Source organism: Streptococcus sp. X13SY08 (genome assembly GCF_001182825.2).
In the GTDB taxonomy this organism is placed as follows: domain Bacteria; phylum Bacillota; class Bacilli; order Lactobacillales; family Streptococcaceae; genus Streptococcus.
Genome location: NZ_LFYO02000003.1, coordinates 104,636 through 124,266, shown reverse-complemented (window position 1 = coordinate 124,266; position 19,631 = coordinate 104,636). Strand labels below are relative to the sequence as shown.

The 19,631-nt window shown below is 41.7% G+C and carries 23 protein-coding genes, 2 tRNA genes and 1 pseudogene; 5 read left to right on the top strand and 21 right to left on the bottom strand.

What is annotated here, in order from left to right:
* Positions 1 to 21: 21 nt before the first annotated feature.
* Complete coding sequence (ahpC, locus tag AEX56_RS06315) at positions 22 to 582, bottom strand: alkyl hydroperoxide reductase subunit C (RefSeq protein ID WP_049618388.1); 561 nt, start codon at positions 580 to 582, stop codon at positions 22 to 24.
* A 146-nt stretch (positions 583 to 728) separates the two neighbouring features.
* On the opposite strand from ahpC, the gene AEX56_RS06310 reads away from it, so the two are divergent.
* Positions 729 to 799 (top strand) — tRNA-Cys (locus AEX56_RS06310).
* Between the two features lie 209 nt (positions 800 to 1,008).
* Here AEX56_RS06310 and nusG read toward each other — a convergent pair.
* The 4 genes and pseudogenes from nusG to AEX56_RS06295 all read right to left on the bottom strand — a co-directional run bounded on the left by nusG (position 1,009) and on the right by AEX56_RS06295 (position 4,151).
* Complete coding sequence (gene nusG / locus AEX56_RS06305) at positions 1,009 to 1,548, bottom strand: transcription termination/antitermination protein NusG (protein ID WP_049618387.1); 540 nt, start codon at positions 1,546 to 1,548, stop codon at positions 1,009 to 1,011.
* An 87-nt stretch (positions 1,549 to 1,635) separates the two neighbouring features.
* Positions 1,636 to 1,812, bottom strand: a complete 177-nt coding sequence (gene secE / locus AEX56_RS06300) for a preprotein translocase subunit SecE (RefSeq protein ID WP_049618386.1) — start codon at positions 1,810 to 1,812, stop codon at positions 1,636 to 1,638.
* A gap of 9 nt (positions 1,813 to 1,821) precedes the next feature.
* Entirely contained in the window at positions 1,822 to 1,974 is a 153-nt protein-coding gene (gene rpmG, locus AEX56_RS08300; protein ID WP_082326198.1) for a 50S ribosomal protein L33, read from the bottom strand.
* Between the two features lie 48 nt (positions 1,975 to 2,022).
* Positions 2,023 to 4,151, bottom strand: a pseudogene (locus AEX56_RS06295) (transglycosylase domain-containing protein).
* Between the two features lie 155 nt (positions 4,152 to 4,306).
* Here AEX56_RS06295 and AEX56_RS06290 point away from each other — a divergent pair.
* Both AEX56_RS06290 and AEX56_RS06285 read left to right on the top strand, forming a co-directional pair.
* Entirely contained in the window at positions 4,307 to 5,278 is a 972-nt protein-coding gene (locus AEX56_RS06290) for an NAD(P)/FAD-dependent oxidoreductase (RefSeq protein WP_049618385.1), read from the top strand.
* 1 nt (position 5,279) lies between these two features.
* Positions 5,280 to 6,143, top strand: coding sequence for an RluA family pseudouridine synthase (locus tag AEX56_RS06285; protein WP_443031018.1), 864 nt, complete (start codon positions 5,280 to 5,282; stop codon positions 6,141 to 6,143).
* Positions 6,144 to 6,177: 34 nt separating this feature from the next.
* On the opposite strand, the gene purR is transcribed toward AEX56_RS06285, so the two are convergent.
* The 6 genes from purR to rsgA form a co-directional block, all read right to left on the bottom strand.
* Positions 6,178 to 6,993 carry a pur operon repressor gene (purR, locus tag AEX56_RS06280; RefSeq protein WP_049618384.1) on the bottom strand — a complete coding sequence of 272 codons (816 nt, stop codon included), beginning with the start codon at positions 6,991 to 6,993 and terminating at the stop codon, positions 6,178 to 6,180.
* 110 nt (positions 6,994 to 7,103) lie between these two features.
* Entirely contained in the window at positions 7,104 to 8,045 is a 942-nt protein-coding gene (locus tag AEX56_RS06275; protein ID WP_049618383.1) for a 3'-5' exoribonuclease YhaM family protein, read from the bottom strand.
* Positions 8,035 to 9,270: a DNA recombination protein RmuC gene (locus AEX56_RS06270; RefSeq protein ID WP_049618550.1), complete on the bottom strand. Its 1,236-nt coding sequence runs from the start codon at positions 9,268 to 9,270 to the stop codon at positions 8,035 to 8,037. The genes AEX56_RS06275 and AEX56_RS06270 overlap by 11 nt, the downstream gene beginning before the upstream one ends.
* A gap of 23 nt (positions 9,271 to 9,293) precedes the next feature.
* Positions 9,294 to 9,926: a thiamine diphosphokinase gene (locus tag AEX56_RS06265; RefSeq protein ID WP_049618382.1), complete on the bottom strand. Its 633-nt coding sequence runs from the start codon at positions 9,924 to 9,926 to the stop codon at positions 9,294 to 9,296.
* A complete protein-coding gene (gene rpe, locus AEX56_RS06260; RefSeq protein WP_049618381.1) occupies positions 9,919 to 10,581 on the bottom strand; it encodes a ribulose-phosphate 3-epimerase in 663 nt (220 codons plus the stop codon). The genes AEX56_RS06265 and rpe overlap by 8 nt, the downstream gene beginning before the upstream one ends.
* 13 nt (positions 10,582 to 10,594) lie before the next feature.
* Entirely contained in the window at positions 10,595 to 11,467 is an 873-nt protein-coding gene (rsgA, locus tag AEX56_RS06255) for a ribosome small subunit-dependent GTPase A (RefSeq protein WP_049618380.1), read from the bottom strand.
* 125 nt (positions 11,468 to 11,592) lie between these two features.
* On the opposite strand from rsgA, the gene AEX56_RS06250 reads away from it, so the two are divergent.
* Positions 11,593 to 11,675, top strand: a tRNA-Leu gene (locus tag AEX56_RS06250).
* A 329-nt stretch (positions 11,676 to 12,004) separates the two neighbouring features.
* Here AEX56_RS06250 and AEX56_RS06245 read toward each other — a convergent pair.
* The gene (locus tag AEX56_RS06245; protein ID WP_049618379.1) at positions 12,005 to 12,661 is read right to left on the bottom strand and encodes a hypothetical protein; all 657 of its coding nucleotides are present in this window, start codon (positions 12,659 to 12,661) and stop codon (positions 12,005 to 12,007) included.
* 566 nt (positions 12,662 to 13,227) lie between these two features.
* On the opposite strand from AEX56_RS06245, the gene AEX56_RS06240 reads away from it, so the two are divergent.
* Positions 13,228 to 13,752 (top strand): VIT1/CCC1 transporter family protein, encoded by a 525-nt coding sequence (locus AEX56_RS06240; protein WP_049618549.1) that lies wholly within the window; start codon positions 13,228 to 13,230, stop codon positions 13,750 to 13,752.
* 30 nt (positions 13,753 to 13,782) lie between these two features.
* Here the strand turns inward: AEX56_RS06240 and AEX56_RS08580 are convergent, their stop codons facing one another.
* The 9 genes from AEX56_RS08580 to jag all read right to left on the bottom strand — a co-directional run bounded on the left by AEX56_RS08580 (position 13,783) and on the right by jag (position 19,625).
* Positions 13,783 to 13,920, bottom strand: a complete 138-nt coding sequence (locus AEX56_RS08580; protein WP_160315180.1) for a hypothetical protein — start codon at positions 13,918 to 13,920, stop codon at positions 13,783 to 13,785.
* 11 nt (positions 13,921 to 13,931) lie between these two features.
* Positions 13,932 to 14,804, bottom strand: a complete 873-nt coding sequence (gene rsmA / locus AEX56_RS06235; protein ID WP_049618378.1) for a 16S rRNA (adenine(1518)-N(6)/adenine(1519)-N(6))-dimethyltransferase RsmA — start codon at positions 14,802 to 14,804, stop codon at positions 13,932 to 13,934.
* A gap of 43 nt (positions 14,805 to 14,847) precedes the next feature.
* Positions 14,848 to 15,312, bottom strand: coding sequence for a hypothetical protein (locus AEX56_RS06230; protein WP_049618377.1), 465 nt, complete (start codon positions 15,310 to 15,312; stop codon positions 14,848 to 14,850).
* Positions 15,313 to 15,374: 62 nt separating this feature from the next.
* Entirely contained in the window at positions 15,375 to 16,313 is a 939-nt protein-coding gene (locus AEX56_RS06225) for a hypothetical protein (RefSeq protein WP_131542215.1), read from the bottom strand.
* The gene (rnmV, locus tag AEX56_RS06220; protein ID WP_049618375.1) at positions 16,291 to 16,896 is read right to left on the bottom strand and encodes a ribonuclease M5; all 606 of its coding nucleotides are present in this window, start codon (positions 16,894 to 16,896) and stop codon (positions 16,291 to 16,293) included. Before rnmV ends, AEX56_RS06225 begins: the two co-directional genes overlap by 23 nt.
* Positions 16,868 to 17,638 (bottom strand): TatD family hydrolase, encoded by a 771-nt coding sequence (locus AEX56_RS06215; protein WP_049618374.1) that lies wholly within the window; start codon positions 17,636 to 17,638, stop codon positions 16,868 to 16,870. Before AEX56_RS06215 ends, rnmV begins: the two co-directional genes overlap by 29 nt.
* A gap of 117 nt (positions 17,639 to 17,755) precedes the next feature.
* On the bottom strand, positions 17,756 to 17,893 hold the full coding sequence (gene rpmH, locus AEX56_RS06210; RefSeq protein ID WP_049618373.1) for a 50S ribosomal protein L34: 138 nt from the start codon (positions 17,891 to 17,893) through the stop codon (positions 17,756 to 17,758).
* A gap of 114 nt (positions 17,894 to 18,007) precedes the next feature.
* Positions 18,008 to 18,640, bottom strand: coding sequence for a hypothetical protein (locus tag AEX56_RS06205; protein ID WP_049618372.1), 633 nt, complete (start codon positions 18,638 to 18,640; stop codon positions 18,008 to 18,010).
* Positions 18,633 to 19,625, bottom strand: coding sequence for an RNA-binding cell elongation regulator Jag/EloR (jag, locus tag AEX56_RS06200; RefSeq protein WP_049618371.1), 993 nt, complete (start codon positions 19,623 to 19,625; stop codon positions 18,633 to 18,635). Before jag ends, AEX56_RS06205 begins: the two co-directional genes overlap by 8 nt.
* Positions 19,626 to 19,631: the final 6 nt, after the last annotated feature.

Sequence of the window (19,631 nt, the reverse complement as noted above, 5' to 3'; positions counted from 1 at the left end):
CCTCTCACAAACAGATGGTTCTTAAATTTTTCCTACAAGGTCCAAACTTGGAGTCAATGTATCTTGACCTTCTTTCCATTTAGCTGGACAAACTTCACCAGGATGCTTACGAACATACTGTGCAGCATGGATTTTATCAATTAATGTACTTGCGTCACGACCAATACCATCCGCATTAATTTCCATCATTTGGATAACCCCATCTGGATCAATAATAAATGTACCACGTTGCGCCAAACCATCTTCACCTAGAACATCGAAAGCAGCTGAGATGGCATGAGAAGGATCTCCAATCATAGGATAGGTGATGGTGCCTACAACATCTGAATCGTCGTGCCAAGCTTTGTGCACAAAATGTGTGTCAGTAGAAACAGAATAGACTTCAACTCCTAAGGATTGCAATTCTGCATATTGCTCTTGCAAATCACCGAGTTCGGTGGGACAAACAAACGAGAAATCTGCTGGATAGAAACAAAAAATTGACCATTTCCCTTTAACATCATCGCTTGTCACAGTAATAAATTTACCGTTATGATAGGCTTGGGCTGAAAACTCAACCAATTCTTTTCCGACTAGAGACATGATAGTGTCCTCCTTCTGCTTAATAACCCCATTATATTATAATGGTTCTAATTAGTCACTTCAAAACCTTAAATTTGCCAACTTTTTTGCCACCATGATTTACTCTTGACAAATCACATCAATTACGGTAGAATGATTCTTGTTGTGGCGGTATAGCCAAGTGGTAAGGCACGGCTCTGCAAAAGCTTGATCGTCGGTTCAAATCCGTCTACCGCCTTCATGTACCCAATTTAATAGTATTAATCCTAATGAAAAGCCCGTAAAATCGGGCTTTTTGATTTCTCGGTTCGATTAAATTCGGAGCAATTTTAAAATATTTTGGGGCGAATTTAGAACAAATTACCCATTTCTTGATTTCCTCTCCACTCCGAGGTGCTTTTTATGTCTATTTTTCCACACAAAAAAGGAGCCAAATGGCTCCAAGTCTTATAATTCTGCGATTTGATTAAGGCTTACTTCAGCAACAGTGTCATTTCCGAACATAGAAATAATCATCTTAACTTTGTTATTATCAATCTCAGAAACTTTTCCTTCATAGCCAGAGAAAGCTCCATCAATGATACGAACCATATCGCCCACTTGAACATGAATATCGAATTCTTGAACGGTTTGTCCCATAGACACCAAGATTTGGCGAATTTCTTCTTCCAAGAGTGGAGTTGGTTTTGAACGGTTCCCATGTGACCCAACGAAACCTGTAACGTTTGGTGTATTACGGACAACAAACCATGCTTCATCTGTCATGACCATTTCTACCAAAACATAACCTGGGAAGCGATTTTCTTCTACTTCTTTTTTCTCGCCATTTTTCTCTAATTGAACAGTTTGAGTAGGGATTTCCACGCGCAAAATGTTTTCCAACATATCATAAGTATGCGCACGTTGCAAGAGGTTTTCCTTTACCTTATTTTCGTACCCTGAATAGGTCTGTAGTACAAACCAACCTTTGTCAAAACTATCTAACATAGCCCTTTTCCTTTCACAATAAAAAAGCCCGAAGGCTTTCGCTTTTCTTTATTATATCACTTCCATTTTGTAAATGGCAAGCTAAAACTAGAAAAGATTAATCAATCCGATAACCCCTTTTGATAATAAGAGGTCAAAGAGATAAATGACAACCACAAAAAAGGCTGTGTATTCCAAGACAGAAACAAAATCTTTCCGTCCTTGCTTCTTAGTTGGCCATGTTGTATCTTTTAAAATTTGAATGGTATCTTTAAAAAAGTTCACATCTGACTCCTATCTGGTTTCTTTGTGGACAGTGTATTGACCACAATGTTTACAATATTTATTTACTTCTAATCGTGTGGGTTTTGGATTGCTAGAAAGCGTAATTGAGTGATTTCTAGAACCGCATACGGTACACGCTAGGCTTGCTTTTTTTAATGCCATAAAACCCTCCATCCTTGCTATTTTATCACGTTTTTTCCCTTTTGGCAACTACTCAAAGAAGGATTGAATGTTATCCCACAGTGTTTTTGCTCGCTCCGGAATTTTTGCGTCTTGAATTTGTTGTTTCGTTTGATCAATTAAATCTTGAGTTTTATTGGCTAAGTCGTTCAGATCATTCTGATCAGGTGCTACTTCTGGTTGACCTGTTTCTTCTTGAGTTGTAATGATTCCATTTGCTACATAGGCATTTTCGACATGGAAAGCTGTGCCAGCTGTATTCGGTAAAATAGAACCTGCAACTGTCTGGAAAATAACAGGTGCCATCCATGAATTAGATTCATCAATATAATGCGATTCATCTGTATTTTCAAAACCTACCCACTGTGTCATTACTAAATCTGGTGTAAAACCAATGATCCACTGATCATTGATAAAATCAGCATTAAAACTTGTTTCTGTGGTCCCTGTTTTTCCGGCAATGTCATAGCCGTAAACATCTGCATTTGCGCCCGTTCCGTTGGTAAATGCACCAAGCATCATGGACGTCATTTTATCCGCGACTGACTGATTGACGACGCGTGTTGATTTTGTTGTATGGATAGCTAATGCTTTTCCACTGGCCGTTTCAATTTTGCTAATCAAGTGAGCATCTTGCATGACGCCACCATTTGCAAAGGTAGAGTAGGCTTGAGCCATTTGAAGGGGATTCGTCGACACTCCACTTCCAATAGAAACACCCAACCTAAGGTATGAACTACAGAGGCCGCCGGAAGATTATAAGACATCGCTAAAGCCTGATACATAGGAATAGTGTCAGAAGTCGAATAATCATAATTATGTAGAGTGTAATTGCCATAGGTTTCTGTGTGATTATCTAGTTCCCGGTCAATCTCCCACCCTGCAGCAAGGGCTGGAGAATATGCTACCAAGGGCTTAATAGTAGAACCTGGACTGCGCTCTGATTGAGTGGCAAAATTAAAGGTCCGGAAAGCCGCATCTTCTGAACTATTGACACGTCCGACTAGAGCACGAACACCACCTGTCTTGGGATCAAGAACGACACTGGCAGACTGAGCAGACGAACCATCATATGGAGAAATCGGGAACATCGTTTCGTCGTTGTAAATCACCTGCATGCTGGCCTGGGAATTTTGGTCCATCTCCGTGTAAATACGGTAACCATTATTGATAATGTCACTTTCCTTGAGACCATAGCGGTCGATGGCCTCAGCAATCACCGCGTCAAAATAAGATGGGTAGCTATAATTTTGTTGCTTCCCTCCGTAAGTATCTGCAAGTTGGCTTGCGATGTCTACTTGACTGGCAGCATCAGCCGTTGCTTGGTCAATCGTTTTTGCATCTACCATAGCTTGCAAGACTGTATTGCGGCGATTGGTCGCATTTTCAATCGAATAATAAGGGTTGTAAATCTCAGGCCCCTTAAGCATACCCGCAATCAGTGCCGACTGTTCTACTGATAAATCAGATGCATTGATACCAAAATATTTTTGGCTAGCATCTTGTACGCCCCAAACACCATTGCCAAAATAGGCATTGTTAAGGTACATGGTTAGAATTTCATCTTTACTATATTTTTTATTGATTTCGAGTGCTAGAAAATATTCTCGTGCTTTCCGACTGATGGTCTGATCCTGCGTTAAAAAAGCATTCTTAGCCAACTGCTGAGTAATGGTTGATCCACCACCTGAACGACCCAAAGTTAAAAGCGCTAAGAAGGTCCGTTTGTAGTTAATACCTGAATTTTCGTAGAAAGTTCTGTCTTCCGTGGCAATGACAGCTTGTTCCAAGTTGTCCGAAATAGCGTCCAACTCCACATAGGTCCCCTTTTGCCCAGATAGGGTCCCTGCCTCGGCGCCATCCTTATCATAGATTACTGTTGTTGCCTTGAGTGCAGCCTGCAGATCCCCAACATTAGCAGTTTTAGCGAGGTAAAAAAGGTAGCTACCAACGACTAAAACAACCACCCCAATCAAAATCAAAAGAATCTTGGTCAATTGATAACGGCGCCAAAAGCGACGAATGGGTTCTGGGATACGAGATTTTTTAGGTGTTTTTATTTTCTTTTCGCCACCGCCACGGGCACGCCGGCTGCGGCTATATTCTTCTTGATAATCCATCTCATCTTCTAGATGATCTGGTTCAAATTCATAAGTCATGTTTTATTCACTCCTTTTAATTGTTCCCATTATACTACATTTTAAATTTTTACCGACGAAAAAGCTCCATTTGAGACCTTTGGACTGAAAAGTCTAAGAATTTTTTGATGATTTATGCTAAAATGGTAATGATTTTGTTTTGAAAGGATCTACCCATGACAGAAGTTTATGATATTACCATCATTGGCGGCGGACCAGTCGGTCTCTTCGCCGCTTTTTATGCTCATTTGCGTCAAGCCAAAGTAAAAATCATTGATTCTATGCCGCAACTAGGCGGACAACCCGCCATTCTCTATCCAGAAAAAGCTATTCTCGATATCCCAGCTTATGCTAGCATTACTGGACAAGAATTAACGGACAATCTCTTGGCACAGTTGGAACAATTTAACATCACTATTTGTCTCAACGAAACCGTTACAGGTATAGAACGCGGAGAGAAACAGTTAACCATTTCAACCTCTAAAGGGCAACATGAGACCAAAACCATTATCGTAGCGATGGGAGGCGGCGCCTTCAAACCTCGCCCTCTTGAAATTGATGGAGCTGAAAAATTTGAAAACATCCGCTATCACGTGTCCAATATTCAGCAATACCAAGGACAAGATGTCGTCGCTCTAGGTGGGGGTGATTCTGCAGTTGACTGGTCTTTGACTTTTGAAAAAATCGCTGGCAAAACTAGTATTGTTCACAGACGAGACAATTTCCGTGCGCTGGAACATAGCGTTGACGAACTGAAAAAATCTAACGTAACCATTCATACGCCCTACGTCCCAAGCAAACTCATCGGCGAAGGCTCGACAGCCACTCACTTGGAAATTACCAAGGTCAAAAGTGATGAAACTGTGATGCTACCGCTTGACCAACTCTTTGTCAACTACGGTTTCAAATCCTCTGTTGGTACTCTCAAAGAATGGGGGCTCGACCTCAATCGTCACCGTATCATTGTCAACAGCAAGCAGGAAACATCTGCGCTTGGTGTGTATGCCGTCGGTGATTGCTGCTTCTACGAAGGCAAGGTGGACTTGATTGCGACAGGATTTGGCGAAGCACCAACTGCTGTCAACAATGCCATGAATTTCATCAATCCAGCAGAAAAAGTGCAACCCAAACATTCAACGAGTTTATAAGATGATAACATACAAGATTCCCATCCCAGAAAGTTTTCCAGAGATGACCGTCAAAGAGTTGCTGGAAGATTATTTCTTCATTCCTCGAAAAATTCGCCACTTCCTGCGCATGAAAAAGCATGTTCATGTCAACGGAGAAAGCATCCATTGGCAGAGCTCTATCCAAGCAGGTGATATTCTGGAATTAACCTTTGATCAAGAAGACTATCCTGAAAAGCTTATTCCTATGGGAAAGGCAGAGCTAGTTGATCCACTTTACGATGATGAACATGTTATCATTGTCAATAAGCCTGAGGGCATGAAAACACACGGTAATGAGCCTACAGAAATCGCCCTTTTGAATCATGTATCAGCCTACGTCGGTAGCACCTGCTATGTGGTCCACAGACTAGATATGGAAACCAGCGGAGCCATTCTCTTTGCTAAAAACCCCTTTATCTTACCCATCTTGAATCGCCTGCTTGAAGACAAACGAATCTACCGTGAATACCTGGCCTTGGCACAAGGGACAATCACCAAAAAAGAATGGACCATTACCGATAAAATCGGGCGCGACCGCCATAACCGTAGGAAGCGAGTAGTGGATATTCGAAATGGGCAAAGCGCTGAAACCCATGTAACCTTATTAAAAAAGATCGGGCGCAATAGCTTGGTTTCCTGTCGACTAAAAACAGGTCGGACTCACCAAATCCGCGTTCACCTCCGTCATCATGGACTTGCCATTATCGGCGATCCTCTTTACAGCAATAAGAGAGCATCTCGCCTCATGCTGCACGCCCATAAACTGACTCTGATACATCCGCTGACGCTTAAAACGATTGCTGTCACAGCATCTTCTGACAGTTTTGAATTAGGATTAAAATAACATAAAAAACCTAGCTAGTCTAGGTTTTTTGAATTTAGTTATCAAAGATATTTCCCAATTCCACATCAACCTTGTTTTCTTTGGTATCGATATTGGTAACAGCAAGGAGAGACTTGTAGTTGGTGACACTGCGGTCTCCTTTTTGATTCTCCGCAAATACAGCTACACCTGCCAGAGTGCTATCAAATTCTGACAAAAGACTGATCATCCCGTTGATGGTTCCTCCATTTTTCAAGAAATCATCAACAATCAAAACGCGGCTGCCTGCCTTGAGGCTACGCTTTGAAAGAAACATTTTCTCGATACGATCGCTTGAACCAGATACGTAATTGACAGAAACCGTTGATCCTTCCGTGATTTTCAAATCACGGCGAACAATCACAAACGGCACATTGAGAACGTTAGCAACGGCATTTGCCAAAGGAACCCCTTTGGTTGCAACGGTCATAACAGCATCGATATTCTCTGTTTTAAAGGCTTCCGCGATAATGCGCCCTACATTTTTCAATACAATTGGTGTTGACAAAAGATCGGATGAGTAGATATACCCACCTGGCAAGATACGACTACTTTCAGCCATTTGCTCACGCAACTGCTCCGCTATTTCTATAGACTCCTCGCGAGAGATGGACGGCGTAAAGACCACGCCTCCACTCGCTCCTGTGATCGTTTCAATATAGCCGACGGAACTTTCTTCGAAGGCTTTTCTTATAATGGCAATGTCTTCTGAAATGGAAGATTTTGCGGACTCATATTTTTCTGCAAATACATTTAAACTTGTTAATTGATAAGGATGGTTGATCAAATAGTTAGAAATAACCACCATACGTTCACTTCTTCTTAGTTTCATAGTTTCTCCCCTTTTGATTTTTTCTTATTATATCATAAAACAAATAAAAACAAAGCGAAAAGACGAACTTTTACAAGTTAAAAAGTTCCGCTTTTTCGCTTTTGATCAAACTAATCAAGATTTGGTTTGTAAAATGCCCGATTGTCCATGGCAAAAATACGATTGGTCATTTCGCCAGCCCCGACTCTATCAAGCGCCGTCAGCATCATCATCATTTCCGCATCAATGTTATCAATCATGTGCGTGATTTCGGCTTCCATAATTTGCGGACGAACAGGACTACCGTATTCTAGGAGCCCGTGGTGACTAAGAATGACATGACGTAAAATAACCACGTCTTCCTTGCTATCGTCAATACCCAGTTCCATGACCACTTTTGTGATTTCTTCATCAATCAGCGAGATATGCCCGATGAGGTTGCCTCGAACTGTGTAACCTGTATTGTCAGGACCTGTCAATTCAATCACCTTTGCTAAATCATGGAGCATAATTCCCGCAAAAAGGAGGCTCTTGTTGAGCTGTGGATAAACATCTCCAATCTTATCAGCCAAGCGAATCATGGTCGCTGTATGGAAGGATAGACCTGAATAAAAGGCATGGTGATTAGTTTTGGCAGCCGGATAGGAATAAAATTCTTTATCATACTTGCTGTAAAGCGCTCGAACAATCCGCTGCCAGATCGCATTTTCAATACGGAAAGTAATCTGGCTGAGGTAGTCACGGGTATCTTTGACATCTACTGGTGGTTTTTCCTTAAAATCAGCTGGATCACTAGGTTCGCCATTGCGTGGCAAACGAAGAGTAATCTGATTGACTTGGGGAGTATTGTTGTAAACCTCACGGCGTCCCTGCATATGAACAACCGTCCCCGCAGTGAAATCCTTGATTTTATCTGGTTGAGCGTCCCATACTTTGCCTTCGATTTCCCCTGTATCGTCTTGGAAGGTTAGAGCCAAATAGTCTTTTCCAGCCCTAGTCTGACGAACTTCTGCCGTCTCAATCAAGTAGAATCCTTCAAAGAATTCGTCCTTGCGCATCTGGTTAATTTTCATCTTCTACCTCTTCTAATGGTATATCTAAGAGACTTCTGGTCTGATCATCTTCATAGAATTCAATGTTTCTGAGCGCGCGTTCAATAGCATTGGTTCGCGTTGTTAAGAGACTATCAACTGTCCGACTAGCTGTGGACAACTGTTTTTGCGCCTTAGAAAGCATATCTCCAAAACGACCGAATTCAATCTTGACGGTGCCTAGCACCTTACTAATGTCATCAGCAGATTTTTGAATATTGAGCGTTTTAAAGCCCACGGACATGGAATTGAGTAAAGCAGACAAGGTTGTAGGACCTGCCACTACAATCTGCTCATCCCGACGTAAGCCATCAAAAAAGGCCGGGTTGCGCACAATTTCCGCATAGAGCCCTTCAGTTGGCAAGAACAAAACACCAAAATTCGTGGTTTCAGGTGGATTGAGATACTTGCTGCGAATATCCTTAGCAAAACATTTCACACTTGCAAGAAGATTTTTGCGGTGAAGATCAATCTGGTTCTTATCACCAATCTCATAAGCGTCTTCCAAGCGATAATAATCTTCCAAAGGAAACTTGGAATCAATCGGTAAATGAACTGGTTGGTCGCTAGACTGTCCTGGCAATTTGATGGCAAATTCCACGCGCTCACTAGAGCCCGCAACCGTCGCAAATTCCCGTTCATACTGGCTCGGTGTCAAAACATCTTCTATAATCTGACCAAGTTGCAACTCGCCCATAATGCCTCGAGTCTTGGTATTGGACAAGACCTTATTGAGGCTCGTCACATCACGCGCCACATTCTGCATTTCTCCCAGACCACGGTTGACGGATTCCAACTGCTTAGACACCGTTTCAAAGGAAGCCTGTAAGCGGGTCTGCAAGGTTTTTTCTAGCTTCTCCTCAACCGTTTGGCGCATTTCTTCCAAACGTTTTTCATTGGATACTTGCATCTGTTGCAAACGTTGATCCGTCGCCTCTCGATTTTGCTGCAAACTAAGCTGAATATCCCGACGAATTTCCGTCAAATGCTGATAGAGCTCCCGCCGCAAGTCCGTCATGTCCTTAGAGGCACTTTGCTGTTGCAACAAAGATTGACGCTCTAGCTGGTAACCCATTTGGTCTGAAAGTAGGTCAGCCATGTCCTCGGTTTCATTCTCCAATTGTTTGGGCAAGAGCTGGACTGTCCGCCACAAGAAAATGAGCCCAAGCAGAACTACGCCTACTAAGAATAAAATAAGAAAATCCATTGGGTTCATCCTCGCTCCTATTTCTAATCTCGACTGTAAATAACCACCACATAACCCTTGTCTAGGGTAATGATCATGTCCCTATCTATAAATTCGTTACTGGTGTAGCACTTTTTGAAAAAATAATTACTAGCATTTAGCGGATATTTGGCATCCTTTATTTCCAAACGACTATCATCCGACGGCATAAAAGCAATATACTCCATACCTTCAATTGGTGTGATTTTATGCTTTCCTTCTGGATAAAATCGAACAATATTTTGCTCATCGCAGAGCTGGATTTGCTGCATGTGACCTGAAAAAGCTGGCTCACTGGGCAAAAAGAGATTGGCCATCATGTGGTCCAAGCGTCCGCCAAATGCGCCATAGATAGAAATTTGACCATCTGGGTAGAGACGCAACATTTCTTTCAAGGCCAACTCCAAATCCGTATCATCCTTCTCCGCAGGTGCCTGTAAAAACTCCTTTGCACATTGACGAATGAGAGAAAGTTCTGCCTCTGATACAGAATCAAAATCTCCAACAGCAAAATCAAGAGGTAACCCTGCTTTTGCCAAAAAGAGCGAATCCACATCTACACCAACATAGATATCAAAGAGCTCATCAGGTACAAGTTCAGGTAAGTCACCGCCTGCAAATAAAGCAATCTTAGTCATTTAATGCCATCCGCAAACGATCCACGCGCTCTTGCACGTCACCTTTGAAAAGGTAAGAGCCAGCCACAAAGACATTGGCACCCGCTCCTTTAGCAGAATGAATGGTCTGATCGTCAATACCACCATCCACTTCAATATCAAAATCAAGCTCTTTTTTGTCTCGAAGTGCAACTAAAGCGGCAATTTTCTCTGCCATTTCCGGAATATATGCCTGCCCACCAAATCCTGGATTGACCGTCATGATAAGGACCTGATCCACCAAGTTCAGCACATGCTCAATAGCTGATAGAGGCGTTCCTGGATTGATAACAACGCCAGCTTTCATGCCTGCAGCTTTAATTTTTTGCAGAGCGCCGTGAATGTGCACTGTTGTTTCCGCATGAATGGTCATGATATCCGCACCAGCACGCGCAAATGTTTCGATATGATTTTCTGGGTTAGATACCATCAGATGACAATCAAAGGCCAACTTGCTGTGGGGACGCATGGCAGCGACCACATCAGCACCAAAGGAAATATTTGGCACAAAATGACCATCCATAATATCAATATGAACATACTCAACGCCTGTTTCCTCCAAACGTTTGAGTTCTGTTTCAAAATTAGCATAATCTGCTGCTAAAATAGATGGGGCGATTTTATAGATTCTGCTCATAAGATTCAACTTTCTAGAGTTTTTTACTCACTTTTTTGTAGCTTTCGCGTGTATTTTCAATTTCACTTAAAAATTGTAGGTAATTGTCGTAGCGACTTTGGGCAATGTCTCCCGCTTCTACTGCTGGTTTGACCGCGCAGCTTGGTTCATGGGTGTGGGTACAGGTACGGAACTTGCACATCTGGCTAACTTCCGCAATCTCTGGGAAACAATCATTGAGTGCTTCGCTCTCCGTCACCTCATAATTCAAAGAAGAAAAGCCAGGCGTATCCGCTATTTTTCCATCGTAGACATTATAAAAACTAACCGCACGAGTCGTGTGCTTACCACGCCCAAGACTGTCAGAAATAGCACCTGTTTCCAGAGCCAATTCTGGGGCAATTTTATTGAGCAAGGTTGATTTTCCAACACCTGTCTGTCCCATAAAAACCGTCACCTGATCTTTGAGATAAGGCGCTAGCTCCTCCAATCGGTAGAGGAAAGGATAGCCAATTTTCTCATAGATTGCCTTAAACTCATCTAGCTCCGCTTGATTTTCCAATAAATCCAGCTTGGTAATATAAATAATAGGATGGATGTTTTTTTGCTCTAGGAGCACCAAAAAACGGTCCAAGAGATTAGCGTTGAAATCAGGCTCCTTGGCAGACATGATGACCACCGCTTGATCAATATTGACAATGGGAGGACGCACTAAAGAATTTTTACGCTCGTGAATGGCTAAAATATAGCCTTCAGAGTTTTCTTCTGCTGAAAATTCCACAAAATCCCCTACGTAGGGTTTTTGTCCTTTTTTGCGAAAATTCCCCCGCGCTCGTGTTTGATAAACTTGTCCATCTGACTCAACGTAGTAAAAGCCTGCTAGAGCCTTGATAATTCTTCCTTGCAACTGATTTCCTCTTTGTATGTTATGCCTCATTATACCAAAAATCCAGCTATAAATCAGCTCTGTGGGCAAAGAAGCGCTGGAATATCTTGCCTTTTCTACGAAAAAGTGTATAATAAAAGAGTTCCGCGGAGGTGGTGGAACGGCAGACACGCATGCTTCAGGCGCATGTGCCCGTACGGGTGTGAGGGTTCAAATCCCTTCCTCCGCATCTTTTGAGCTTTTTCTCGGCGTTGGACTTCGGTCAATGAACTTCAATTCTATCATCACTCTCCGCCTTGTTGAAAAACTCAAAATACATCATTATGAAGGCTGTTTCATGACTCGACGACCCGTCAGGCTGATGAGATTGGTCGCAAGTCATAGACACAGCGAACCATCCATCAACTACGACGAACTGATAAAATGATATACCCAACCTTCCATCACGAAGGCTGTTCTGTTTTTATTAGCTATCTTCTTATAAAACAACAGTATACAGATATTTTTTAAGTTTATTTCAGAAGGACACAAAAGACGAGCGCAAACTCGTCTTTTTCTTTATTCAATTACCTCTTGGTCGTGTGGATGACCAATGACTTCTTCTATTTTTTTCTCCGTGTCTTCAATGATATTTCCCTGACGGTCCTTCGAAACTAAATGACCATCTACTAGGTCACCCTCCAAATCGACCGAGATAAAAATCAATTCTTTTAGTCCTTCATCTGTCAGCTCATAGATGCCACTGCCACCATTATTGTGTGTCGTTTGATCCAAGCGCATGCGATTATTCTTATAAAACATCATAAAATCATCTGCATCTTCCACCAAAATATCCGACAACAAATCAATGACTTTTCCTTTTATCTGACCATAAACCGTCATCTTTTCGCTATCAGAAATAGGCGTCTGAAAGCCTACCAAGAGTTCGTTTGTCCCATCGCTATCAAGGTCTACCTCCTTAGCGACCACATCCGCTGCCTTTTCTACCATAAATTGTTGCAACATCTTCACACTAGTTGGATTTACCAAAGGGAATTCCTCTTGCTCCCAGTGCTCTACTGGAATAAGCTCCTTGTAATCCTTATAGATTCCAGCATAGGTCTTCTCCAATTCCTGCGTCACATCATGATGACTACTCGGATTCGATGTCTCTCCTGAAACACTTCCACAAGCAGTCAATAGCAGAGCACAAACAATCAGCAGCGTCTTTTTCATATAAATTCCTTCCAAACAAAAAGTAAGCGTTTTCTACATTATAAACAAAAATAGTTCCCTCTGCAAGGATTTGTCAAAAATGAAAAAGAAAAACACACTCAATTTCTTGCAATTTTCAGATTCCTTATTTAACCAGAGCGCATGTCAAACACTTACTCAATTAATCATATCAGTGGATTCAGTTAGCTGAAATTCTCTAGAAAACCCTTCAAAAAGGCTTTCCATAGGCCCAGTCGTCTTTAGAAAATTGTCAATTTCACCTCATCCACCAATTACTCTTCCCAAAAAACTGTTCCAATTACGGACAGACCAAAATAACGATATCTTATACTTTCAACTCTTTGATAGTCCTTCCTGAGAGTAGAATCCCTTTAGCGACTAATCATCACATTCCATCCAGCACTATCCTATTTTCAGACCCGATTTATATTTATAGATCACGGACAATATTTTAAAAATGTTCGATAAGAAACAAACAGACCATTTTGTTTCTATTATTTTGGAGCAGAATCTGCTATAATAAAATTACAAAGTTATTAGAGAAAACGATTGCTGAGATGACTATTATGGCAATTACTACAAAAAACAAGACCGTTTTCAATTTTCAAAACCATGCTAAATCCATTACTTATGGCGGATTAGACGGTATCATCACAACCTTTGCAGTTGTCGCGGGTGCTATTGGCGGAAGTCTTGGTCCTACTGCTATTATAATTTTAGGTTTTTCAAATCTCTTAGCCGATGGATTTTCCATGGCTGCGGGTGATTATCTGAGCTCCACCACTGAAGAGCACAAAGAGCATGCTCACGCTATCAAAAATGCCATTATGACTTTTCTGTCATTCAATATTTTTGGTTTGGTACCACTGGTAGCTTATTTACTTTTAGCAAATCTAGCAGTCATGTCTGATACCATCACTTTACTGATGGCGTCTGTCATTGTTTCCCTTGCTCTAGCTACTCTGGGCTGGGTTAAAGCTACTATTACTGGGCAAAGTAAAAAGTCCGAAATCATCCGGACATTGATTGTTGGTATTGTCGCAGCTGGTGTTGCTTACGCTATTGGCCAACTCTTGGAACAAGTTATTTAAAAAAATTCAAAAAGACCGAGCGTGATAAACTCAGTCTTTTTTAGTGAGCTGATAAGTAATTTTTTCCAATTCTGAACTGTAATGGAAAAAGGCTGTATCCATGGCACCATTGGGCTCTTCCACACTGCCATCAAGAGACGTAGGCAAGAAAACAACGAATGTTCTCATTAATTTTCTTTCTATAATCCTTGCTCTTTTAATGCATCCGATAATCGTCCAAACCGCTCAATAGTGAGGGCTTCGCCACGTACACTTGGTAATAGCTCTGCCATTTCAAGGGCAGCTTGGAGCTTTTCTTTCACATCCTCTGCTTTACCAAAGCGGTTGGTCAGATTGTTCCAAAGAGTTTTGCGACGATGGACAAATGAGCTCTTCGCCACATCAAAGAGAAAATCTTCATCTTGAACACTCACTAAAGGCTGATCCCGACGGACCATTTTGAGAATGGCACTATCCACATTTGGCGCCGGTACAAAGACGGTGCGCGGCACGATGAAGGCAACCTTGGCTGTCATGTAGTACTGGACAGCGATAGAGAGGCTGCCGTATGCCTTGGTGTTAGGTTCCGCCGAAATGCGATCCGCCACCTCCTTTTGCATCATGACCACAAACTCTGTGAAAGGAATCTTGCTCTCAATCAAGTGCATAAGGATAGGCGTGGTGATGTAGTAAGGCAGGTTTGCCACCACTTTGATAGGCAGGTCAGGATTTTTGAACTCTTGGATTTGCGTTTGCAAGTCCGCTTTCAAAATATCTTGGTTGACTACTTGAACATTGTCGAAATCTCGAAGGGTATCCGCCAAAATCGGAATGAGCCGGTCGTCAATCTCAAAAGCCATGACCTCAGCGGCATTCTCCGCCAAAAACTCGGTCAAAGCACCGATGCCAGGCCCAATCTCGATGACATTGACATTCTTGTCAATCTCCGCCGTATCGACAATCTTCTGTAAAATATTAGTATCGGTCAAAAAGTTCTGACCGAATGACTTCTTAAAGGTAAACCCGTGATGCTCAAGGATGGCGCGGGTTACCGAATGATCTGCGATTCTCATAATGTTTCTTTCTAGGTAAAAATTTAAAATAAAACTTTAGGAACTACCAACCCCATCTTCTACTCTCGCCAAAATAAAAATGGTATCTATCATTAGAAGCTATTTGTTTATACTGGATTAAATCTTTAAGCCCATCCTTACTAAAAACAATAAAATAAAGACAATCTTCGGTCACAGTTAAAAAAATATACCCTGAAACAGTCTGATTCATACTTTTAGTCGAAAGCATAAACCAACTGCTCCATTTATATTTTTTGAATATCTTCCAACTACCTGTTTGATTTGCGTAATTCTTACTTATACGCAAATCAAATTCAACCTTTATTAACTCATTAAATATATCTTCAAAATACGGTCCGATTTTTCTAGTATCTTCAGGCATATCTTCAAAAATAGCGCTTTTGACACGATAGGCTTTCCCTGAAAAATTTGATATTGGCAACGATTCTCCCCTACCTCTAAAATCTTTAACCTCGCCTTCATCTAAAATCTTTAACCTCGCCTTCATCTAAAACTTCACCTTCGAGATTCTCTTTTTGCAACTTTTCTTTCAACATTGTTTCAAAGTTATCAATAAATTCCATTATTTCCCCCCTTAATAGCATCAGAATAAAACTCATCTATTCCGCTCAACCATTTCTCTTTAATTTTGTTAGCCGGAACTTCCTTTCCCCTACCATAGTAATAATTACATTCTTTGAATTTTGGGGGATTATCTCTACCCTCCTCATCATGCCTAGCATATTTTGAAAATGACTTCAGGTCAATTGTGCACTTAATAAATTTAGAGCCAGGTCTAAATATAAAGACTAAATCCTCATTATCATTATTTTTGCCAAATTTTCCACTACTAAAAATTTTACCGAAATCCAAATTGAAATAACTGTCACTATCAAATAAAAAATAAATTCCTTGTATTGGATCTCCATCCTTCAATTTACTATCATTTTTATCATAGACAAGTATTCTCGTCAGTAGTCCACCAATTTCTACTACCAATCTATCATTTCCTTCGGCATTGTTCTTTTGTATATTAGTTAAAGCTTCATATATATCACTATTAGAAATAGTTGTTATTATCAAATCTTTGTTTTTATATCCTTGGATTTGCTCTAATAACTCAATATACTCTCTCACACTTAGAATCATTTTTCTTAGTTTCGCTTTATTTCTAGAATTTAGCTGTGAAGTTACTTGCTTCTTACATCTATCATGAGCTTGTTGCAATTCTTTTGTTATTTGAAAAGAATATTCAAAATTACTAACTTGTCTATCAGATTTTCTATTATCTAACTCACTCTTCCAGAGCAAAAATGTTGGGAGCGCTACACCTATACCTACAATTATTTCTCCCTGACTTAATGTCATGTAGATATTTTTGATAAACTGATTGTCTTGGGTTACACCCTTATTATAAAAAAATGCTAGGCAAAAATTAATAACCCCAGTACAAAACAACACACATAAAAACAAATTTATTCGCCTATTATTTCTCATCATCGCAATCACCAAATCCTTCCATACACTCTTCTACCTCTTCCAACATCACTCCAAACAACTCCAGTCGTTTCAAGAGTTGTTTTCCGTTGCTGTAGCCGATGCGCAGCTGTTCGCCCAAAAACTCACGACGTTGGCGGCTATCAGTGGCTGCAATGAGGCCTAGGCGAACGAGATCACTCTGAGTGATGTCAAAATTGTTTTCGTCATCAAAATGCTGGGTGACTTTGGAGAGAGCCTTCTCTAAGTCTTCAAAGGAGGCATGCTCAATGCCCAGAGAGCGTCCTTTGCTCTTAGAACCTGGGCTAGCTTCATCTCGATTGAGAAAGGCGTGGCGGACAGTGGGAATGGCATCCATAATGATCCGGCGAATCCGCTCACCATTGTAGTCAGGGTCGGTAAAAACGATGACACCTCGGAGATTGTCCAATTTTTCAATGCGCTCCAAGTCATCTTCCGTAATGGCAGAGCCACGGGTTTCATAGGTATCCACGTTATAAAAACGTTTGAGATTGGCAGTATCATCTCGCCCTTCAACAACAACCACTTCGCTAATTTTAATCTTATCAGTCAAGTCCAAATAACCTCTTGGCATTCTCGGTCGTAGCCATTGCCACCTCCTTGACGCTCAAGCCTCGCAGCTCGGCGATTTTCTCCACGACATAGCGAGTATAGGCCGTTTTGTTTTCCTTGCCGCGTTTGGGCACTGGCGCCAAGTAAGGGGCGTCAGTCTCAACTAGGATTTTTTCTAGGGGCAAATGCTGTGCGGCTTCCTGAATATCTGTGGCTTTTTCAAAGGTTACCACCCCAGAAAATGAAATAGTCATCCCTAGCTCCATAAAGCGCTCTGCCATTTCCAAAGAACCTGAAAAAGAATGCATAATGCCGCCACGAAGACCTACACCAACTTCCTTGATGACCTCATAAGTATCTTCAAACGCGTCACGGGTGTGAACCACAAAAGGCAAATCCAGTTCTTTAGCGAGAGCCATCTGGCGCTTAAAGACCTCTATCTGCACCTCTTTAGGATCCTCCATCCAATAATAATCAAGGCCAATCTCCCCAAGAGCGATGACCTTTGGATGCGCAAGGACTTGACGCAGGTAACTTTCCACCTGGTCATCATAAGAGCCAGCCTCGGTCGGGTGCCAGCCAAGAGTCAGGTAAATCTCTGAATGCTGATCCGCTAACTCCAGCGCTCGCTCAATGGTTGGACGGTCAAAACCAACCACATTATGATAGACGACGCCCATCTCGCGTGCCAAGGTCAGCTCTTCTTCAATCCTATCTTTAAAATTGTCCACATTTAGATGCGTGTGGGTATCGAAAATTTCCATTCTATTCATCCATACTTTCTATCACTCTATTTTACCATAAAACCCATTCTTAGTGAGCTTGCTGCAGCAAAGAAAAAACCAAGAGACTCGAGTTTCTCTTGGTTTCTCATCTTCATCTTATGCTACCGCAAGCACTTTGCGCCCTTTACGGCGACGAGCTGCTAATACGCGACGGCCATTTTTTGTAGCCATACGGTTACGGAAACCGTGTTTGCGCGCACGACGGATTTTACTTGGTTGAAAAGTACGTTTCACGATGAATACCTCCTCATAGATTTTCGTATTCGTTTAGCCGGCTAGTTTTGATCAGTTACTAAACATACCAAGCTATTCTACACTAACCAATGGCCATTTGTCAAGTGCTTCTGGTTAGAAATTTCGTGTTTCTTCGTAGTAGGGAACTAGGCGCATCATCCCCTCATAAAGTCCTTGAAGCAGCACAGTTTCTTCCAATCCTTCCGTCCAGTCAATATCCGTTTTTGCCAATACCTTGCGAATAGCTCCGCTTTGAACTTTGTCTCGGAGGTTCAGACGATTCTCCTCTGTTGCCGGAATCCGAATGACCTCTTCCTGGTTCATATATTGATAATAAGTTCCTTCTTGAGCGGGACAATTCAATAGTCGAGCCTGCTTTTCAAGGCTATATTGGTCCTTCTTGCGCTCCATAATGCTGACTTCGACAGAAATACCAAAATGTTCAGCCTCTCCATACAAACGCAGAGCAAACACGGGTTCTGTGATCTCCCCGTGTCCCAGCAAATATACCCAAAAATGCGGACGAGCAATTTGCGCTTGATTAACCCAGTTACTAACACGTTGCAAGCGAAACTGTGGATGAAGTGTCTGGAAGCGCGTTGCCAGCTGTGAAAAAGCGAGACGAGCTGCTTGCCCCTCTCGCTTGATTCGCTCCATTTCTTGACGCAAGTCACTCGCTTTTTCAGGCATGATGTACTTGGCTCCCTTGTGGACAAGGAAAGCTGAAATGGCACTGTATTTAGTCATGATTACCCTCAATATCTACTACCACATAGCGATTTGGCTCATTGCCTTCTAAATAGCTTGTCAAACCGTCCATTTTAGAAATGATGCGATGGATAATCTTACGCTCGCTGCTAGACATTGGGTCTGTGTGGTAAGCTTCTTGATCTTCCAATACACGCTCTGCCAATTTTTGCGCATAACCTTGAAGAACTTCGGCGCGATGCTCTACATAGTCGTTAACATTGATTGTGATGTAGAAATTGCGCTCATAACGATTGTAAAGGAAGTTTTGTGCCAACAATTGCAAAGCTTTGAGCACTTTTCCGTGGTAACCAATCACACGGCCTGGTTCATTGGCATCCACTTGGATATTGATGGTGCGACGGTTGTGAGTGCTTTCAAGGCTTGCTTCCACATCCATATCATCCAAAATTTCTTGCACATAAGCAGAAACTTCTGACACTACTTGGTCAATATCGTACTCATGTTCAATCTTGATATCCAAATCTTCAAAGCTTTCTGTCGCAGAGGCATCTTCCTGAACAGACTCAACATCTGACTCTGAAATAGACTGAGCCGCTGTGATGTCTCCCTCTTGAAGAATTTCAACTCGTCCTGTTTCTTCCAAAATCGTTGTCGCTTCTTTGTCGTTTTTCAAGATTTCAGCTTTGATTCCATCATCCAAAGTTTGGCCTGATTTTTCTAATTCTTTGACAGCTGTAACGACACGACCCAAATCAAGTGTCGCTTCTGATACACTCTTAACAGGCTCATTTTTATCGTTGACTTCTTTTGGTACACCGCGTACAGCTTTTTGATTGGCTTTGACAACAGTGGTTTCATTAATCACATCAATGTCAACTTGGGCTGGCTTTTTACCAAATCCCAAAAATCCTTTTTTCTCGCGCGCAACCACTGTAATGTGGGCTTTTTTGCGTGGAATATTGAGTTCGTTCAAGCCATTTTGAATGGCTTCTTCAACAGTTGCTCCTGTAAATTTCATCATAGTCTC

Bases quoted from the DNA above. Each gene is read 5' to 3' on its own strand.
- rpe (WP_049618381.1), bottom strand. From the start codon at position 10,581: ATGAGCAGAATCTATAAAATCGCCCCATCTATTTTAGCAGCAGATTAT.
- rnmV (WP_049618375.1), bottom strand. From the start codon at position 16,896: ATGCCAAGAGGTTATTTGGACTTGACTGATAAGATTAAAATTAGCGAA.
- AEX56_RS06275 (WP_049618383.1), bottom strand. From the start codon at position 8,045: ATGAAAATTAACCAGATGCGCAAGGACGAATTCTTTGAAGGATTCTAC.
- AEX56_RS06240 (WP_049618549.1), top strand. From the start codon at position 13,228: ATGGCAATTACTACAAAAAACAAGACCGTTTTCAATTTTCAAAACCAT.
- AEX56_RS06265 (WP_049618382.1), bottom strand. From the start codon at position 9,926: ATGACTAAGATTGCTTTATTTGCAGGCGGTGACTTACCTGAACTTGTA.
- jag (WP_049618371.1), bottom strand. From the start codon at position 19,625: ATGATGAAATTTACAGGAGCAACTGTTGAAGAAGCCATTCAAAATGGC.
- AEX56_RS06230 (WP_049618377.1), bottom strand. From the start codon at position 15,312: ATGAAGGCGAGGTTAAAGATTTTAGATGAAGGCGAGGTTAAAGATTTT.
- AEX56_RS06205 (WP_049618372.1), bottom strand. From the start codon at position 18,640: ATGACTAAATACAGTGCCATTTCAGCTTTCCTTGTCCACAAGGGAGCC.
- AEX56_RS06285 (WP_443031018.1), top strand. From the start codon at position 5,280: ATGATAACATACAAGATTCCCATCCCAGAAAGTTTTCCAGAGATGACC.
- rsmA (WP_049618378.1), bottom strand. From the start codon at position 14,804: ATGAGAATCGCAGATCATTCGGTAACCCGCGCCATCCTTGAGCATCAC.
- AEX56_RS06270 (WP_049618550.1), bottom strand. From the start codon at position 9,270: ATGGATTTTCTTATTTTATTCTTAGTAGGCGTAGTTCTGCTTGGGCTC.
- purR (WP_049618384.1), bottom strand. From the start codon at position 6,993: ATGAAACTAAGAAGAAGTGAACGTATGGTGGTTATTTCTAACTATTTG.
- AEX56_RS06245 (WP_049618379.1), bottom strand. From the start codon at position 12,661: ATGAAAAAGACGCTGCTGATTGTTTGTGCTCTGCTATTGACTGCTTGT.
- AEX56_RS06215 (WP_049618374.1), bottom strand. From the start codon at position 17,638: ATGGAAATTTTCGATACCCACACGCATCTAAATGTGGACAATTTTAAA.
- ahpC (WP_049618388.1), bottom strand. From the start codon at position 582: ATGTCTCTAGTCGGAAAAGAATTGGTTGAGTTTTCAGCCCAAGCCTAT.
- AEX56_RS08580 (WP_160315180.1), bottom strand. From the start codon at position 13,920: ATGAGAACATTCGTTGTTTTCTTGCCTACGTCTCTTGATGGCAGTGTG.
- rpmG (WP_082326198.1), bottom strand. From the start codon at position 1,974: ATGGCATTAAAAAAAGCAAGCCTAGCGTGTACCGTATGCGGTTCTAGA.
- nusG (WP_049618387.1), bottom strand. From the start codon at position 1,548: ATGTTAGATAGTTTTGACAAAGGTTGGTTTGTACTACAGACCTATTCA.
- AEX56_RS06290 (WP_049618385.1), top strand. From the start codon at position 4,307: ATGACAGAAGTTTATGATATTACCATCATTGGCGGCGGACCAGTCGGT.